Consider the following 16,546-nt stretch of genomic DNA (forward strand, 5'->3'; position numbering starts at 1 on the left):
CATGGGGCGGGGACTCGTCATCGGGGTGGTGTTGGTGCTCGCCGCGTTGGGCGTGGCGGTGGGCGTGGTGCTGCGGGACACGGAGAACAGCGGGCCCGCGAACGCTGGCGGAATGACGGTCGCGTCCGCGATGGGCGGCGACGGCGGCGCGGAGGGCTACGCGCGCGCGATGGAGCCCCGGCCCTTCCAGTTCCCGGAGGACCACGGCCCCCACCCCGACTTCCGCACCGAGTGGTGGTACTGGACGGGCAACCTGGAGACGCAGGACGGGCGCGCCTTCGGCTACCAGTTCACGCTGTTCCGCAGCGCGCTGACACCGGAGCAGTCGAAGCGGGAGTCCGGTTGGGCCACGCGACAGGTCTTCATGGGGCACTTCACGCTGACGGACGTGAGCGCCGGTCGCTTCCACGTCACGGAGCGCTTCAGCCGCGCGGCGCAGGGACTGGCGGGCGCGGAGGGAACGCCGTTCCATGTCTGGCTTCAGGACTGGGACGTGCGCAGCGAAGGCAGCGACACGTGGCCCATGCACCTGCGCGCGCAGGGCGACGGGGTGACGCTGGAGTTGACGCTGCACGAGGGCAAGCCGCCGGTGCTCGAGGGAGACAGGGGCTTGAGCCAGAAGGGACCGGAGCGGGGCAACGCGTCCTATTACTACTCGCTGTCGCGCATGCCCTCGCGGGGCACGGTGTCGGTGGATGGGCAGACGGTGCAGGTCCAGGGTGAAAGCTGGATGGACCGCGAATGGAGCACCAGCGCGCTGAGCGGAGATCAGGTGGGCTGGGACTGGTTCGCGCTCCAGCTCTCCGACGGCAGCGAGTTGATGCTCTACCAGCTGCGCAAGAAGGACGGGACGAAGGACGCGTTCAGCGCGGGCACGTATGTCCCCGCGAAGGGCGACGCCGTGCACCTGACCGCGGACGACATGCAGTTGGAGCCGAAGGGCGCCTGGAAGAGCCCTCGCGGCGGCGAGTACCCGGCGGGCTGGCGCGTCCAGGTCCCCAAGGTGTCCCTGTCTCTGAACGTGACGCCGAAGCTGCCGGACCAGGAGCTGCCGGTGCTGGTGCGCTACTGGGAGGGCGCGGTGACGGTGGATGGCACGCGCGAGGGCCAGCCCGTGCAGGGGCGCGGCTACCTGGAGATGACCGGGTACGCGGACGTGCCCCGGAACGAGCAGACGGTGCGCAGCCGCACGCCGTGATTCAACCCCGGGCGCCCCGCTGTAGCTGGATGGCGTGGGCCTCCTTCAGGTAGGGGCGCAGCACGTGGAGCGTCTCGTGGCTGGGATTGAGCACGCACAGCCAGAACATGCGCGCGTAGACCGGATGCGGCAGGACCACATCCAGGTCCGCGTAGTCCACGTTCGGGTCGGGCTCCGGGAACAGCTTCTGGAAGCTCTCCTTGCTCACGCCCAGGTTCAGCCGGAACACGCCGTCGCGGTCCAGCTCCGAGTGGTAGTCGTGCTCGGTGTCGTGTGTGACGATGGTCGCGAAGGGGAACTTCCGCTCTTCCCCCGCGAAGAAGAAGAGGTCCGGCGTGCTGGTATCCATGTGCACGTCCCTGAACGCGTCCCGGATGTACGCCGCCAGCGCTTCCAGGCTGATGGCTCCTGTCATGACGCCCTCCCCTGAGGTCGAACCGTGCGGGACTTAGCACGCGACGAAGCAGTCAGGGACAGGGCGTGTGCGGATGCCCCTGGTCAGCCCTGAAGCTGGAGGTCGGGGATGGCGGCGAGCAGCGCGGCCCACTCGGGGTCCCCCGCCATCTTCTCCGCGTGCATCGCCTGGATCTTCTCGCCCAGCGCGGGGTCGGCATCGTCGGTCAGCGCCATGCGCCAGAGCCTTCCCACGCGCGGCAGGAAGAGCAGGTCCCCCGCGCGGTGCAGGGGTTCATCGAAGTAACGGCGCAGGGCGGACAGGTCCGCGAGGCCCACGCAGTACGCGTGGGTGAAACCGTCAGCCGGGTTCCCCAGGTCCCTCCCGACGACAGAGAACGACACGGCCTCCGACTTCGCCGTCCGGGTGATGGCTTCCAGGGCTTGAGCCCTCTCCGCCTCGGACACGCTGTCCTTGAAGCGAAAGCGCAGCAGGTTGATGAACATGCACGGAGGATAACGACGCGGCCGCGTCGGGACAGGCGGTAACCTCCGGTAACCACCACAATGGGGTTTCCCGTTGGTAACCCATTCGGAGAGGTGCGCATGCTCCGCCGCCGCAAGAACAAGACGCCGCCACTTCCGCCGCTCTGCCCGCTCACGGAATGCATGCGTCTTCTTGGCGGTGCGTGGACCGCGAACATCGTCTGGCGCCTGAGCGGAGACCCTCGCCGCTTCAGCGAGCTGCGCTCCGACATCCCTCGCATCTCCGCCAAGGTGCTCAGCGCGAAGCTGCGCGCCCTGGAGGCGAACGGCGTGCTCACGCGTCACGCCGTCGCCAGTTCACCGCCGTCGGTCGAATACTCGCTGACCCTGCTGGGCCGGGAACTCCTCCCGGTCATCGAAACCATCGTGCAGGTGGGGATGAAGCTCCAGCGCATGCAGGACGCTATGCCGCGAAGCGCTCCCGGAACGCCTCGGCGCCCCCGCGCTCCAGCCACGCATCGAACGTGAGCAGGCCCGGCGCAAGCCGCCGCAGCGCCGCGATGTCCGCGACCCCGGTCACCCATCCGGCATCCACCAACTCCACGATCCGGCCCAGGAACGGGAGCGCCGCGAGCACCTCTGGCGGGAAGCGCCCGTAGGAGATGGATGTCCCGGTGGCCCGGCCAATCTTCTCCGCGAGCGCGTTGCCGGTCAGCGAATCCCCCGCCAGTTCCAGCGCGGTCCCCACATGCGTGCGTGGATCCGCGAATACGCGCGCCGCGAGCACGCCGATGTCCTCCCCCGCGATGAACTGCATGGGCTGGTCCGGATGGGCGAAGAACTGCAGCGCCCCTCGTGACGGGGTGAAGTTCGGCATCAGCAGCAACTCCATGAACGTCGCGGGCCTCACGATGGTCGCGCGCAGGCCGCTCGCACGGATGTGCTCCTCGATGCGCCACTTGCTCTCGAAGTGGCCCACGCCCGTCCCGGGACGCAGCCCCAGCACCGACGTGTAGACGAAGTGCTCCACGCCCGCGGCCTTCGCCGCGTCCGCGATGGACATTCCGAAGCGGGCCTCGTCTTCATCCGTGACGCCGTACACCTGCTGCCCCGAACTGGGCTGGATGCTGAAGACGCCATAGGCCCCCGCGACCGCGTGGTCGAGCGACGCGCGATCCCCCATGTCTCCACGCACCAACTCCACCCCCATCGCTTCCAACGCCCGGGCCTTCGTGCCCGCCGGCTCCCTCACGAGCGCGCGGACCCGCCAGCCGTCCTTCAGCAACGCCCGCGCCGTCGCGCCTCCCTGCACGCCTGTCGCACCCAGCACCAACACGGTTTCACGCTTCGTCGCCATCGGGATCCTGCCTTTCCCTTGCCAAACGGAGGGTTGCTCCGGTTGAATACGGAGCTATCCTCCGTTTTTCAAGTGGCGATGAAGCACTCAAAGAATCAACCGGTGGAGGACGCGACGGGCGGAGCCCTGCGCGCGGACGCGCGGCGCAACCGGGAGCGGCTGCTCATGGCGGCGCATGCGGTGTTCTCCGAGCGCGGCGCGGACGCGTCGCTCAATGACGTGGCGAAGCGGGCGGAGGTCGGCATCGGCACGCTCTACCGTCACTTCGAGTCGCGGGAGGCGCTCCTCGCCGCGACGTGCGACGAACGGCTCCTGCTGCTCGCGAGGGAGAGCCGCGAACGTTCGGAGGCCCAGCCCCCGCTCGAAGCGCTGCGCGTCTTCCTGTCGGAGCTCGTGCACTCCGCGGGCATGTACAAAGGGCTCGCGGCGTCACTGGGCATCGTCCTCAAGAGCCACACCGCGGGCTGTGACGCGACGACGGCCGAAGGGCAGCGCCTGCTGGAGGCCGCCCAGCGCGCGGGCGAGGTGCGACGCGACATCCTCCTGGATGACGTGGTGTGCATGGCGATGGCCATCTCCCTCGCCGCCGCGCAGGACGCCCCGGACCCCAAGCGTCTTCCCCGGCTGACCGCCATGTTCTTCGACGGGCTGCGCTCCCGCCCCGAGCCCCTCGGCGCGCGCGGCTCGCGGCGGCGCTGACGCGGCGGTCCTCATGGCCACGAAGGCTCGGCCATCCACGATGCACGGAGGCCCGGCCAGCCCTTCGGGCATGAACGTGTCGTCATGGATGAGAAGGCAAGAACGCCGTAGGGCCTCCCCGTCGGCAGGGGGCTGAGAGAACCTGTCCGACTGTCGGACAAGATGGGGCGACCCAGCAGGGGGCGGCCCTGCCACGCGAGCCACGGAGAACCTGTCCGACTGTCGGGCCGGTTTTTGAAAGTCCGCGTCAGAGGGGTGGTGTACAGCCTGGAGGTCCGGGGGCTTAGATTGCGGGCCTCATGAACGTCCTCGTCACCGGGGCCACCGGCCTCATCGGCAACGCCATTGCCCATCGGCTCGTGAAGCAGGGTGCCGCTGTCCGCGCGCTCGTGCGGGACGTGGCCCGTGCCTCGAAGCTGCTCCCGTCCAACGTGCACCTCATCCAGGGCGACGTCACGGCCCCGGGCACCCTGCCCGCCGCGATGCATGACGTGGAGCTCGTGTTCCACGCCGCGGGCATGCCGGAGCAGTGGCACCGGGATGACTCCATCTTCGACCGCGTGAACCGCCAGGGCAGCGTGAACGTCCTGTCCGCCGCGCACGCCGCGCGAGTGCGCCGCGTGGTCTACACGTCCACCATGGATGTCTTCGCCGCGCCCCGGGGCGGTGAGCTGACCGAAGCCAACGTCGATCCGCACCCCAAGCCCACCGCCTACGAGCGCTCCAAGCAGGACGCCGAGCGCGCCGTGGAGGCCATCCGCCAGCAGGGCCTGGACGTCGTCTACGTCAACCCGGCCGCCGTCTACGGCCCCAGCCCCGTGCACGTGGGACTCAACTCCTTCTTCATCCAGCTGCTCAACAAGAAGGCCCCGCTGCTGCCGCCGGGCGGCATGTCCGTGGTCTACGTGGACGGCTGCACCGACGTGCACCTCGCCGCCGCGAAGGATGGCGTCAACGGCGAGCGCTACCTCGTGTCCGACCAGTTCGTCAGCAACGCGGACCTCGCGCTCGCCATCCACCTGGCCGCCGGGGTTGCCGGCAAGCCGCCCCCGGTCGCGCCCGTCTTCCTCATCGAAGCCATGGCCCGCGTGTCCGCGCCGCTCGCGCGCGTGTTCCCCTTCACGCCGCTCGTCGCGCCCGGACAGCTGTCCTTCATGCGCTGGGAGGCGCGCGTCAACGCGGCGCGGGCCCAGCGGGAGCTGGCCTTCCGCCCCACCCCGCTCGCGGACGGCGTGGCCCGCACCGTGGCCTTCCTTCGTGAGCAGGGACACATCCCTCGCGCCTGAGGAGAACATGGGGGTCCGTCCCACAGGGATGACGAACCCCCATGCGTTTCACCCGACTGGAGCGAAATCTGGAGACGCCCTCCAGGGCAGGGAACCGGGTGGGCCACGCCTCCCCTGTCCGACGCTTTCGTTCGAGGGGCAGGCGGCCAGTGCCCCCTGGGTCCAATGCCGTGCATCCGGCTCCACCCCATTCCCGTAGCCGTCGCGTTCGCAAACCGCCCGCCTGCCCTCCGGCCCGGGACTCGACGCTCCGGGGGCCGTGCTCGACACGGGGTGTCGTCACACGGCGTGAGGCCCACCTTTCAATGCACGCGCGTCCTTCACGGCGCACGGGCCAGGACCCCTCACCACGGAGTGACACCATGGCATTGCTCTCCAACCTGTTGGGCGCGCCACGACGGCGCGGCTTCGGGAGCCGCGACTGGAACCGCGGCCGCACCGCCTACGGCCGCCATCCCATCGGCTACGGTTACCGGGGACGCAGGTCCTCCGGGGCGGGCAGCTCGCTGGGCCGGATGATTCTCGCGGGCCTGGGCGCCTACGGCCTGCGCCGCCTCCTCAACAACCGCTCGCGAGCCACGGGGTACTGAAAGCGGGTCGCCGTGCACGGTGACGCCGGGAAGTACCGTGGACTTCCCCCGGCAAGGCGCACCGCCATGGCACCCCCACGCGGGCACGGGAGCGTTCCACGGACAGCTCCCGGTGCCTGACATCTCGCACGCTCCGTCAGTGGCGGCGCCTCCGCTTGGAGTAGGGTCCCCTTCCGTGTCCGGCCACTGGCCGACGAGAGAGGCTCCGCACGCATGGCGAAGGCGAGATACGTCCTGGCGCTGGACCAGGGCACCACGGGAACCCACGTCTCCATCCTCGATACCCGGTTGCAGGTGGTGGGCCGCTCCTACAAGGAGCTGCCCCAGCACTTCCCCAAGCCGTCGTGGGTGGAGCACAACCTCATCGACATCTGGAACACCAGCGAGTGGTGCATCGCCCGCGCCCTCAAGAGCGCCGGCCTCACCGGCAGCGACATCGCCGTGGTGGGCATCACCAACCAGCGTGAGACGACGGGCCTCTGGGACCGGGAGACCGCCGAGCCCCTGGCCCACGCCATCGTCTGGCAGGACCGCCGCACCGCGGACATCTGTCAGCAGCTCAAGGCGCAGGGCGTGGAGCCCCGCGTGCGCGAGGTGACGGGCCTGGTGCTGGACCCCTACTTCTCCGGAACCAAGCTCACCTGGTTCTTCAATCACCTCAAGGGCGCCAGGAAGCGCGCCGAGCGCGGAGACGTGTGCTTCGGCACCATGGACTCGTGGCTCGTCTTCAAGCTCACCGGCGGCGCCGCCCACGTCACGGACGTGTCCAATGCCAGCCGCACGCTGCTCATGGACCTGCGCACGCTCAGCTGGGATGACGAGCTGTGTTCGCTCCTGGGCGTGCCGCGCTCTTGCCTGCCGGAGATCCGCGGCAACGCGGAGGTGTACGGCACCACGCGCGGCATGCGCAGCCTGCCGGACGGCATCCTCGTCGCGGGCATGGCCGGCGACCAGCAGGCGGCCCTCTTCGGGCAGGCGTGCTTCGAGCCCGGCGAATCCAAGTGCACCTATGGCACCGGCGCCTTCCTCCTCATGAACACCGGCACGCAGCCGGTGCGCTCCACCGCGGGGCTGCTCACCACCGTGGCGTGGAAGCTGGGCAACACCACGCACTACGCGCTGGAGGGCAGCTCCTTCATCGCGGGCGCCGCCGTGCAGTGGCTGCGCGACGGGCTCAAGGTCATCAAGAAGGCCCCGGACGTGGAGGCGCTGGCCGCCAGCGTGAAGGACTCCGGGGACGTCGTCTTCGTCCCGGCGCTCGCGGGCCTGGGCGCGCCGCACTGGCGCCCGGAGGCGCGCGGCCTGTTCGCCGGCATCGACCGCTCCACCACCGTGGCGCACCTGGCGCGCGCGACGCTGGAGGGCGTGGCGCTCCAGATCCACGACCTGGCGGAGGCCATGCGCCGCGACAGTGGGCGGGACATCCCCGTCTTCAAGGCGGACGGCGGCGCCGCGGCCAACAACCTGCTCATGCAGTACCAGGCGGACCTCTTGGGCGTGCCGGTGGTCCGTCCGCGCAACCTGGAGACCACGTCCCTGGGCGCGGCCTTCCTGGGCGGCCTGGGTGCGGGCGTGTGGACCAGCCCGGACGCCATCCGCCGCGCGTGGAAGGCGGACCGGACCTTCAAGCCGAAGATGAAGCCCGAGGTGCGCGCGCCACCTGGAAAAATGGAAGCAGGCGGTTTCGCGCGCCTGACATGAGACAGATGAAACACCGGGGCCCGGCGCATTGAACGCGCCGGGGCTTCCATCGGGCGGGGGAGCGGGTAGAACGGCCGCCATGGCCTACGACCGCACGTTGCTCTCCCCGGATGCGCTCCAGACCTTCCTCACCCAGCACCCCGCCTGGAAGCACGAGGGCGGGATGATCCGCCGCACCTATGAGGCGCCCTCGTTCCTGGAGGGCATCGCCTTCGTGGAGCGCGTGGCGAAGGCGGCCGAGGCCGCGGACCACCACCCGGACATCGACATCCGGTGGCGCAAGGTGACGCTGGCGCTGGTGACGCACGACGCGGGCGGCCTCACCTCGCGCGACACCGCCCTGGCGGCGGAGGCGGACCGCCTCTTCAGCGAAGGGGCCGCGGCCCGGTGATTCCCGGCGTGCGCGGTCTCCTGGCGGCCCTGGCCTGCGCGGTGTCCCTCGCCGCGCTCCCGGCCCTGGCCCAGCAAGACGTCCCCACCGAGCCCCGGCCGGAGCGTCTGTATTTCAATTCTGGCGCGCTCCTGGGCTCCGCGCGCGTGGTGGGCCTGGGCGGCGCCTACGTGGGCATCGCCGAGGGCGCGGCAGGCGTGTCCAGCAACCTGGCCGCCCTGGCCCAGCGCAGCCCGTCCCTGGACCGGGACTGGGACCTGGGCGTCACCCTGTCCTGGCTGGACCTGCCCTTCACCGGCACCAAGCGCCGGGACGTGGACAACGACGGCCTGGCGGATGAAACCGTGGACAGCCGCCAGCTGCTGGGCGCGCTGATGTTGCAATACAAGCGCTTCGGCATCGGCTTCCTGTGGCGCAACAGCCGCACCGGCTACTGCATCACCCTGGGCTGCCGCGGCGAGGGCGACAAGCTGCGCATCTCCCTCACCCAGTCCGTGCTCGCGGGCTCGGTGGCCTTTGGCCAGGACGACTTCATCCTGTCGCTGGGCATCTTCTCCGCGCAGGCCAGCTTCAACGCCCTGGGCGACGAGTCCTGGCGCTACGGCGACACCGGCGTGGCGGTGGACATGCTCTTCCGTCCGCACGGGCGGCCCTACCGCATCGGCGTGTCGGTGCGTCCGGAGGTGGTGGCGGGCTGGCGCCGCGATGACGACCAGAGCCCCTTCATCGTGGGGCGGCAGGTCTACGCGGCCGTGGTGTCACCCGCGGTGCTGTCGCTGGGCGCCAGCTGGCGGCTGGGCGAGGGCGCGCACCGCTACAACCGGCTGTCCCCCGCCGCCCGGCGGCAGCTGCAGGTGGACGGAGACGCACTGCCGGTGCCGGAGGAGGAGCCCCGCGACGCGCTGGCGGGACGCTGGCTCATCACCGCGCAGGTGGACCTCATCTCCAGCGTGAGCAACGCGGTGGCGGCGCGCTCGCTCGCCACCACCACGGCGCCGCAGTTCGTGGGCGACACCGCCCTCTTCCAGCCGCGCCTGGGCGCGGAGTGGGACACCTTCCCGGGCCTCTTGCGCCTGCGCGCGGGCACCTGGCTGGAGCCGTCCCCCTTCCAGGGCCGCAACCCCCGGCCGCACCTCACCGGCGGCTTCGAGCTGTTCGTGCTGCGCTACTGGGAGGACTGGTCGCTCACCGCCTCGTTCGACCTGGCGAGCCGCTACTCCAACTGGGGCGTCTCCATCGGCTTCTGGCGGTAGTGTCTGCCATTGACCATGGGTGGGTAAACGCGAGGACCCTCGTGGGTGCTCGCGTCGCCCATCCACGGCTTCCACAGCCCCATCCGCGCGACGGATCCGCCGTCGCGCAGCGGCCAGCCGAGCAACCTTCCGTGCCGTATTTGCCGGTGTGGGATGGCATGCGAACCCTGCCGTAGACGGAGGGGGTTCCATGCATCTGGGGCGGGGGTGGCGCCGGGCTGTCGTGGGTGCGACGGTGCTGGGTTTCGCGGCGGGCGGAGGGTGGGGGTGCGGAGGCGGGGCCGACAAGCCCGCTCCGGGCAACTGCCAGGATTCGAAGACGGGGTGTCCGCCGGCGGATCAACCTTCGGTCCCCGTCGACGTTCCCCCGCCGGGCAGCGGCACGCAGACGCCGCCGGGCAACGGCAATCCGCAGACCCAGCCGCCTCCGGCCACGCAGCCGCAGACGCCGCCACCGGCGTCGGGGGCCACGCTGTGGCTCGTGAAGGAGGGGACCGCGCAGGATGACCTGGCGCTGGACCTGGCGGTGGACGGCGCCACGGGCGACCTCTTCACCGCCGCCGCGCACGGCTACGACGACCTGGACGCGCGCGCGCCCACGGATGACGCGGTGGAGCTGGTCCTCACGCGGCGCACCGGCGCGGGGCAGACGCTGTGGACGCACGCGTATGAGGTGCGCGTGGCCCCCACGCCGGAGTCGCTGCGCGCGGACGTGCAGGCCCGCGTGGCGGCGGACGGCGCGGGGGGCATGTTCCTGGCCGGCAACATCCAGGGCACGGTGGACCTGGGCACGGGCAAGCTCAGCGACGGCGCCATCGTCGCCCGGCTGTCCGCGGACGGCGTGACGCTCTGGGCGCACCAGGTGCCCGGCGACCTGACGGTGAAGGACGTGGCCTCGGACGCGAACGGGCGGCTGTACGTGGCCTACACCGCGCCGGGCTCCGTGGACCTGGGCAACGAGGTGAAGGGGGCACCGGCCGGCGTGGCGGTGTTCACGGCGGAGGGCACGGCGGAGCGCGTCTTCGCCGTGGGCAGCGCGGAGTCCTCGGGCGCGGGCGCCGAGCCCCTGTCCCTGGCCCCCGGCGCGGACGGCAGCGTGGTGGTGGCGGGGCGCTACGTGGGCACGGTGCGCTTCGGGACCACCGTCACGCAGGGGGCTGACTCGGGCAGCCCCTTCGTGGCGCTGTACCGGGAGAACGGCGCGCTCGGCTGGGCGAAGCCGCGGCCCGGCGTGAAGGGCAGCGTCCGGGACGTGAGCCGCGACGCCGCGGGCGACGTGGTGGCGGGCGGCGACTTCCTGGGCAGCTTCTCCTGGGCGGGCGCGTCGCTGAAGGGCGCGGCCAGCCCCAGCCCCTTCGTGGTGGTGACGGGCGCGGACGGCACCGAGCGCTGGGCGCGCGACCTGGGCGTGGACGCGTCCGTGCAGGGCGTGGCCATCCACTCCACCGGCGAGGTGCTGGTGGTGGGCTACACGTACTCGTGGCTGGAGAACGGCACCACCAACGCGGACGGCCTGGGGTCCGCGCAGCTCTTCACCCAGCGCTTCGACCCCACGGGCCAGCCGCTGGCGTCGCACCTCTTCCTGGCCGCCGCGCCGGAAGCGCGCGGCGAGCTGTACGGCATGGAGGCGGTGCCCGCGGTGACGTTGATGCCGGACGGCGACGCGGTGCTGTTCGGCGACACCGACCGCGTCACGGACTTCGGCCTGGGCAAGCTCAAGCCCGCGCGCGGCGACGTGTTCCTGGTGCGCGTGAAGTACTAGGCGGACGCCAAGGAAGAACGGGCCCGGCGCACGCATGCACCGGGCCCGCTCACACCTCACGGCTTGAAGCGCCTCAGCCGCCGAGCGCCACGTTCTCCAGCACGCCCAGCGCGTCCGGGACGAGCACGGCGGCGGAGTAGTAGGTGCTCACCAGGTAGTTCGTCATGGCCTGGTCGTTGACGGCCATGCGCTTCACGGTGAGGCTCGGCTCCACCTCGTCGGGGATGCCCGCGTTGTGCAGGCCCACCACGCCCTGGTCCTCCTGACCGGTGCGCATGGCGATGATGGAGGTGGTGTTCTCCCGGCTGATGGGCAGCTTGTCGCACGGGAGGATGGGCACCCCGCGCCACGCCTGGAACTTCGCCCCGCCCACGTCCACCACCGTGGGGTACAGGCCGCGCTTGTTGCACTCCCGGCCAAACGCCGCGATGGCGCGCGGGTGCGCCAGGAAGTAGCGCGTCTTGCGGCGGCGCGACACCAGCTCGTCCATGTCGTCCGGCGTCGGCGGACCCGAGCGGGTGTTGATGCGCTGCTTGAGGTCGGCGTTGTGCAGCAGGCCGAACTCCGGGTTGTTGATGAGCTCCCACTCCTTGCGCTCCTTCAGCGCCTCGATGGTCAGCCGCAGCTGCTCCTGCGTCTGGTTCATCGGGTCGTTGAAGATGTCCGACACGCGGGTGTGCACGCGCAGGATGGTCTGCGCCACGCTCAGCTCGTACTCGCGCGGCTTCAGCTCGTAGTCCACGAAGGTGCCGGGCAGCACCGGCTCGCCGTGGTGGCCCGCCGCGAGCGCGATGGCCGCCTGCCCCGCCTTGTCCTGGGGCTTCTTCAGGCTCGCCGTGTAGCGCTCCACGTGCGCCTTCAGCACGGGGGACTGGGCGATGAGGGACTCGAACACCTCCTGCGGCAGCGCCATCACCGTGCAGGCCGTGAGGGCCTTGACGGTGAAGGGCCACACGTCGTTCGACTCCACCACCGCCTGGTCGCCGAAGTGGTCGCCGTCCGCCAGCGTCTCCAGCACGACGGGGTCGCCGTACTTGCCGGCCGTCAGCTTCTGCGCCTTGCCGTGCGCGATGAGGATGACGTGCTCGGCGGACCTCCCCGCCTCCACGATGTTCTCTCCCGGCTTGTACTGCTGCTGGGTGAAGCGGCTGGCCAGGGTGCGGATGAGCAGGTCATCCACGTCCTGGAAGCCCCGCATCAGCGGCAGCTTGAGCAGCTCCTGGGGGATGATCTCCACCTTGGCGCCGATGTTGCTGAAGTTCAGCCGGTCGTCGCCCACGGTGTACGTCAGCCGCCGGTTCACGCGGTACGTGCCGCCGGACACCTGCACCCAGGGCAGGATGCTCAGCAGGTAGCGGGGCGAGATGCCCTGCATCACCGGCTGCGTCTTGGTGGTCGTCGCGAGCTGGCGGGCGCCGGCCGTGCTCAGGCTGGTGGACTCGTGGTTCGCCAGGTCGTTGTCTGGATTCGCCATGGAAATGCCTTCCGTTCGGATGCGAAGTCAGGGGGACTGCGACGACTACGAGCGGCCCAGCTCCACGCTCTCCAGGATGCCCAGCGCGTCCGGCGTGAGCACCGCCGCGGAGAAGTACGCGGTCACCAGGTAGTTCATGATGGCCTTCTCGTTGATGCCCATGAACCGGACGTTGAGGCTGGGCTCGATCTCATCCGGGATGCCCGCCTGGTGCAGACCCACGACGCCCTGGTTCTTCTCACCCGCGCGCATCAGCATGATGGACGTGGTGCGCGACTCGGAGACGGGGATCTTGTTGCAGGACACGATGGGGATGCCGCGCCACGCGGGCACGTGGTTCCCGTTCATCTCGACGCTGGTGGGGTAGATGCCCCGCTTGTTGCACTCCTGCCCGAACGCGGCGATGGCGCGCGGGTGGGCCAGGAAGAACGACGGCTCCTTCCACACCGTGGCCAACAGCTCGTCCATGTCGTCCGGCGTCGGCGCGCCCGAGCGGGTGTGGATGCGCTGCTTCAGGTCCGCGTTGTGCAGCAGGCCGAAGTCGCGGTTGTTGATGAGCTCGTGCTCCTTGCGCTCCTTCAGCGCCTCCACCGTCAGACGCAGCTGCTGCTGGGTCTGGTTCATGGGGTCATTGAAGAGGTCCGCGACGCGCGTGTGGATCTGCAGCACGGTCTGCGCGACGGACAGCTCGTACTCGCGCGGGTGCGTCTCGTAGTCCACGAAGGTGCCGGGCAGCACCGGCTCGCCGTGGTGGCCGGCCGCCAGCTCGATGGCCTTCTGGCCGGAGGTGTCCTGCTTCTTCTTGGAGCGGGCCTTGAACTGCTCGATGTGCTTCTGCAGCGACGGCACCTGCGCCACCACCGCCTCGAAGGCGGACTGCTGGAGGACGAGCGCGATGACCGGCGTCACGGCCCTGGCCGTGAACTGCCAGTAGTCCTGCGACTCCAGCAGCGCCTGGTAGCTGTAGTGGTCGCCGTCCGCCAGCGTCTCCAGCACCACCGGCTCGCCGTACTTGCCCTTGCCGATGCGGTTCACCTTGCCGTGCGCGATGAGGACGATGGAGTCCGCCTCGTGGCCGGCCTCGGTGATGACCTCACCGGCCTTGTACTCCTTCTGCTCGAAGCGGTTGGCCAGCGCGGTGAGCGCGTCCACGTCCTCGTAGCCGCGCAGGAGGGGCAGCTCCCCCAGCTCCTGCGGAATCACCTGCACCCTGGCGCCGGTGCTGGTGAAGGTGACGCGGCCGTCGCCCACCGCGTAGGTCATGCGGCGGTTGACGCGGTACGTGCCGCCGGACACCTGCACCCACGGCAGCAGCTTGAGCAGCCACCGCGAGGAGATGCCCTGCATCTGCGGCTCGGACTTGGTCGTCGTCGCCAGCTGACGCGCCGCCTGCGTGCCAAGGCTCTGGTTGTTGTCGTCGAACTTCTTCGTGTCGTTGGACATGGGTCACCCTTCTTCAGGTTGAGGTTCCGGAAAGCGTCGGACTGCGGTCGAACTCAGGGCCTGGTGGCGCGGAACAGCTCGGCGATGCGCATCGCGGACCTGCCCAGGCCGGACACGTTCCCGGCCTTGAGCTTGGGCGCCGCGTCGTGGAGGAGCTCCGTCTCGGTGTAACGGGTCACCCCCGCGTGCCACCGCGGGATGCCCGCCATCCACTGCTGGAGCTGCTCCACGTACTTGTGCAACTTCTCCTGCGCCTTCTCATCCAGGCCGAAGGTGCGGATGACCACCGGCAGCTCTTTCGCCACCAGGTGCTCGAACTGCTTCATGCGCGCGGTCATCAGCGCGTTGACCACGCGCACGGCCTCGTCCTTGTCCACGCCCAGGAACTTCTGGACCACGAGCACGCAGTTGTTCAGCTCGCCCTCGAACTCGATCTCCTTCTGGTAGGAGTAGAGGTCGTTGACGAAGCAGGCGTAGTCCGCGGCGGAGTTCTCCAGCCCGCGCAGCGTGCGGGTGTTGAAGACGTCCTCCGGCACCGCGTCACCCTTGGAGAGGCGCGACAGGCTCATGGTGAGGTCCGAGCCGAACGTCTTGCGGCGCATCTCCACGTAGTCCACGGGGTCCGGCACGCGGTTGAGCAGCTGGTTGTTCAGCTCCCACACCCAGCTGTCCGTCATGTCCTGGATGGCATTGCGGAACAGCTTCCGGCCGCGCGGCGACAGCGGGCCGGCGGTGCGCTTCCACAGGTCCGCCAGGCCCAGCTCCACCGGGTTGGTGGGCACCGCCGCGTTGGCGGCCTCCACGTCATCCGGCATGAACTGGCCCAGCCGCGCGGTGAACACCTTCGCGCCCGCCATGTCCCGCGTGTTCGCGTAGAGCATGGGGAAGTAGTCGTCCGCGTAGGTGCCCCAGACGAGCCAGCACGCCGTCAGGTCCAGCTGCTCCGGTGTCGCGTCCGGGTGGATGAGCGCGCCGCAGAGGGCCACGTCCGCCGCGTCGAACTTGTGGTCGTCCCAGACGTAGAACCCCACGACGGGCACCACCTCCAGCATGCCCACGCGCCGCGCCCAGTCCTTGGAGTTCTTGCGCGCGCGGTCCAGGTGGGGGCTCAGGTACGTGCTGTACGGCGCGTAGAACTTCGGCAGCTTCGTGGGGCCCACGTGCTGGCGCGGCACGTGGCTCAAGGAGCGGGCGCGAGGCCCCAGCCCCAGCCCGCCGGCCGTCAGCGGGATCCGCAGCGCGGAGGTCCCCAGGCCGGACGGCACGGGGATGGACAGCGCCGGGCGCTCCTCCGAGTGCTGGTTCATGTAGCGGTTGGAGCGCATGTGCCACTCGTGGCCGCCGGACTGCCAGTCCTGGAGCCCGCGCAGGTACGTGAGGACCTGGGCCTGCTCCACCGGGTTGAGCGCGTACTCCGCGAAGAGCCACGGCAGCTCCGTGGCGAACGTCGTCTCGAACTGCTGGAGCCGGGAGGTCAGCAGGTCGTTGACCAGGTCCGCCGCGCGCTGGGTGTCGCAGTCGAGGAACTTCTCCACCACCAGCACGCCGTTGGAGAGCTCCCCCTCCTCCAGCTCGCGCTCGTAGGAGAACAGGTCGTTGCGCAGGTGCACCGCGTCGGAGAACGTGTCCTTGAAGACGCGCATCGGCCGGCTCTTCACGACGCGGGCCGGAATCTCCGCGGCCACGGCGTGCTCCACCAGGTCCGACGACCAGGGCGCGCCGCCCACCTTGCGGCGCATCTCGATGTACTCGATGGGATTGGAGACGCGCGCCTCGCTGATGTTCTCGATCTCCCACATCGATTCATCGAGCAGGTGCTTGGTGTTCTCGAAGAAGCGGCGGCGCCAGTCCATGGACATGGAGGGCACGGTGCGCTGCCACAGGTCCCAGAGGCCGCGCTCCACCGCGTTGGTGGGCTCCGGCGGCGTCTGGGACATGTCCAGCGGCATGAACAGCGGCAGCCGGTCCAGGTAGGCCTGGCCGCCCTTCACGTCGCGCGAGTACTTGAAGACCTCCAGGAAGTGGTCGTCGAAGTAGAAGACCCAGACGTACCAGTCCGTGATGAGGTCCAGCTCCGGGCCCGGCGCCTCCGGGTGCGTGTACGCACAGAGCAGCGCGTAGTCCATGCCGTCGAAGCGGCGCTCGGACCACACCTCCCGGTCCGTGCCATCCCGGGGCGGCCCCAGGATGCCCATCTGGTACGACCACGCCTTGGTGTGCGCGCGGGCCGCCTCCACGTTCGGGTTCAGGCGCGCCGGCCAGGGCACGTAGAACTCCGGCAACTGGAACGGTTGCTTCTGCTTGCCCTTGGACATGCACACCCCTCGTTGAACCCCGAGGGCTTGTACTGTCGTCCAATGGTCAACACCACGAGTATCAGTTTGAGCAGGAAAAATCGATTAATCCCGCGAATAAGGATTCGCGGGGATGGAGGATGACCCACTCTGTTCAGCAGATGAGAAGAAGAGAACTCCTGCGGGGAGTCCAGCGACGTCCGCCTCCCCGCGTGACCC

14 protein-coding genes and 1 pseudogene are annotated in these 16,546 nt (G+C 69.9%); 9 read left to right on the plus strand and 6 right to left on the minus strand.

The features are described 5' to 3' along the window. Position 1 precedes the first annotated feature (1 nt). Positions 2–1,198: a lipocalin-like domain-containing protein gene (locus KYK13_RS35380; RefSeq protein ID WP_223638967.1), complete on the plus strand. Its 1,197-nt coding sequence runs from the start codon at positions 2–4 to the stop codon at positions 1,196–1,198. Position 1,199: 1 nt separating this feature from the next. Here KYK13_RS35380 and KYK13_RS35385 read toward each other — a convergent pair whose 3' ends face one another. Then, positions 1,200–1,613: a DUF6194 family protein gene (locus KYK13_RS35385; protein WP_223638968.1), complete on the minus strand. Its 414-nt coding sequence runs from the start codon at positions 1,611–1,613 to the stop codon at positions 1,200–1,202. Positions 1,614–1,696: 83 nt separating this feature from the next. Further along, a complete protein-coding gene (locus tag KYK13_RS35390; RefSeq protein WP_223638969.1) occupies positions 1,697–2,098 on the minus strand; it encodes a Dabb family protein in 402 nt (133 codons plus the stop codon). A 99-nt stretch (positions 2,099–2,197) separates the two neighbouring features. Between KYK13_RS35390 and KYK13_RS35395 the strand changes: the two genes are divergently transcribed. Beyond that, entirely contained in the window at positions 2,198–2,605 is a 408-nt protein-coding gene (locus KYK13_RS35395; RefSeq protein ID WP_223638970.1) for a helix-turn-helix domain-containing protein, read from the plus strand. Here the strand turns inward: KYK13_RS35395 and KYK13_RS35400 are convergent. Then, entirely contained in the window at positions 2,541–3,434 is an 894-nt protein-coding gene (locus KYK13_RS35400) for an NmrA/HSCARG family protein (protein ID WP_223638973.1), read from the minus strand. The genes KYK13_RS35395 and KYK13_RS35400 overlap by 65 nt on opposite strands. Positions 3,435–3,512: 78 nt before the next feature. On the opposite strand from KYK13_RS35400, the gene KYK13_RS35405 reads away from it, so the two are divergent. From KYK13_RS35405 to KYK13_RS35435, 7 genes and pseudogenes are all read left to right on the plus strand, one after another. Next, positions 3,513–4,133 carry a TetR/AcrR family transcriptional regulator gene (locus tag KYK13_RS35405; RefSeq protein ID WP_223638975.1) on the plus strand — a complete coding sequence of 207 codons (621 nt, stop codon included), beginning with the start codon at positions 3,513–3,515 and terminating at the stop codon, positions 4,131–4,133. A gap of 299 nt (positions 4,134–4,432) precedes the next feature. Then, the gene (locus tag KYK13_RS35410; protein ID WP_223638978.1) at positions 4,433–5,419 is read left to right on the plus strand and encodes an SDR family NAD(P)-dependent oxidoreductase; all 987 of its coding nucleotides are present in this window, start codon (positions 4,433–4,435) and stop codon (positions 5,417–5,419) included. A 362-nt stretch (positions 5,420–5,781) separates the two neighbouring features. Beyond that, positions 5,782–6,009 (plus strand): hypothetical protein, encoded by a 228-nt coding sequence (locus tag KYK13_RS35415; protein ID WP_223638981.1) that lies wholly within the window; start codon positions 5,782–5,784, stop codon positions 6,007–6,009. 213 nt (positions 6,010–6,222) lie between these two features. Beyond that, a pseudogene (gene glpK, locus KYK13_RS35420) lies at positions 6,223–7,705 on the plus strand (glycerol kinase GlpK). Between the two features lie 84 nt (positions 7,706–7,789). Beyond that, positions 7,790–8,101: a 4a-hydroxytetrahydrobiopterin dehydratase gene (locus KYK13_RS35425; RefSeq protein WP_223638984.1), complete on the plus strand. Its 312-nt coding sequence runs from the start codon at positions 7,790–7,792 to the stop codon at positions 8,099–8,101. A gap of 8 nt (positions 8,102–8,109) precedes the next feature. Further along, the gene (locus KYK13_RS35430) at positions 8,110–9,354 is read left to right on the plus strand and encodes a hypothetical protein (RefSeq protein WP_370645222.1); all 1,245 of its coding nucleotides are present in this window, start codon (positions 8,110–8,112) and stop codon (positions 9,352–9,354) included. Positions 9,355–9,544: 190 nt separating this feature from the next. Further along, positions 9,545–11,116 carry a hypothetical protein gene (locus tag KYK13_RS35435; protein ID WP_223638986.1) on the plus strand — a complete coding sequence of 524 codons (1,572 nt, stop codon included), beginning with the start codon at positions 9,545–9,547 and terminating at the stop codon, positions 11,114–11,116. A 73-nt stretch (positions 11,117–11,189) separates the two neighbouring features. Here KYK13_RS35435 and KYK13_RS35440 read toward each other — a convergent pair whose 3' ends face one another. Genes KYK13_RS35440 through KYK13_RS35450 form a run of 3 tightly spaced genes read right to left on the minus strand, consistent with a single transcriptional unit; the run spans position 11,190 to position 16,348 of the window. Next, positions 11,190–12,590, minus strand: coding sequence for a family 2B encapsulin nanocompartment shell protein (locus KYK13_RS35440; protein WP_223638988.1), 1,401 nt, complete (start codon positions 12,588–12,590; stop codon positions 11,190–11,192). A 45-nt stretch (positions 12,591–12,635) separates the two neighbouring features. Beyond that, the gene (locus KYK13_RS35445) at positions 12,636–14,033 is read right to left on the minus strand and encodes a family 2B encapsulin nanocompartment shell protein (protein WP_223638990.1); all 1,398 of its coding nucleotides are present in this window, start codon (positions 14,031–14,033) and stop codon (positions 12,636–12,638) included. A 53-nt stretch (positions 14,034–14,086) separates the two neighbouring features. After that, positions 14,087–16,348: a family 2 encapsulin nanocompartment cargo protein terpene cyclase gene (locus tag KYK13_RS35450; RefSeq protein WP_223638992.1), complete on the minus strand. Its 2,262-nt coding sequence runs from the start codon at positions 16,346–16,348 to the stop codon at positions 14,087–14,089. Between the last annotated feature and the right edge of the window lie 198 nt (positions 16,349–16,546).

Origin of the sequence: Corallococcus sp. EGB, from assembly GCF_019968905.1 — a bacterium.
Classification (GTDB): Bacteria; Myxococcota; Myxococcia; order Myxococcales; family Myxococcaceae; genus Corallococcus.

Coding starts and splice junctions, on each gene's coding strand:
- KYK13_RS35400 (WP_223638973.1), bottom strand. CDS start 3,434: ATGGCGACGAAGCGTGAAACCGTGTTGGTGCTGGGTGCGACAGGCGTG.
- KYK13_RS35445 (WP_223638990.1), bottom strand. CDS start 14,033: ATGTCCAACGACACGAAGAAGTTCGACGACAACAACCAGAGCCTTGGC.
- KYK13_RS35435 (WP_223638986.1), top strand. CDS start 9,545: ATGCATCTGGGGCGGGGGTGGCGCCGGGCTGTCGTGGGTGCGACGGTG.
- KYK13_RS35440 (WP_223638988.1), bottom strand. CDS start 12,590: ATGGCGAATCCAGACAACGACCTGGCGAACCACGAGTCCACCAGCCTG.
- KYK13_RS35405 (WP_223638975.1), top strand. CDS start 3,513: ATGAAGCACTCAAAGAATCAACCGGTGGAGGACGCGACGGGCGGAGCC.
- KYK13_RS35410 (WP_223638978.1), top strand. CDS start 4,433: ATGAACGTCCTCGTCACCGGGGCCACCGGCCTCATCGGCAACGCCATT.
- KYK13_RS35395 (WP_223638970.1), top strand. CDS start 2,198: ATGCTCCGCCGCCGCAAGAACAAGACGCCGCCACTTCCGCCGCTCTGC.
- KYK13_RS35390 (WP_223638969.1), bottom strand. CDS start 2,098: ATGTTCATCAACCTGCTGCGCTTTCGCTTCAAGGACAGCGTGTCCGAG.
- KYK13_RS35425 (WP_223638984.1), top strand. CDS start 7,790: ATGGCCTACGACCGCACGTTGCTCTCCCCGGATGCGCTCCAGACCTTC.
- KYK13_RS35450 (WP_223638992.1), bottom strand. CDS start 16,348: ATGTCCAAGGGCAAGCAGAAGCAACCGTTCCAGTTGCCGGAGTTCTAC.
- KYK13_RS35385 (WP_223638968.1), bottom strand. CDS start 1,613: ATGACAGGAGCCATCAGCCTGGAAGCGCTGGCGGCGTACATCCGGGAC.
- KYK13_RS35415 (WP_223638981.1), top strand. CDS start 5,782: ATGGCATTGCTCTCCAACCTGTTGGGCGCGCCACGACGGCGCGGCTTC.
- KYK13_RS35380 (WP_223638967.1), top strand. CDS start 2: ATGGGGCGGGGACTCGTCATCGGGGTGGTGTTGGTGCTCGCCGCGTTG.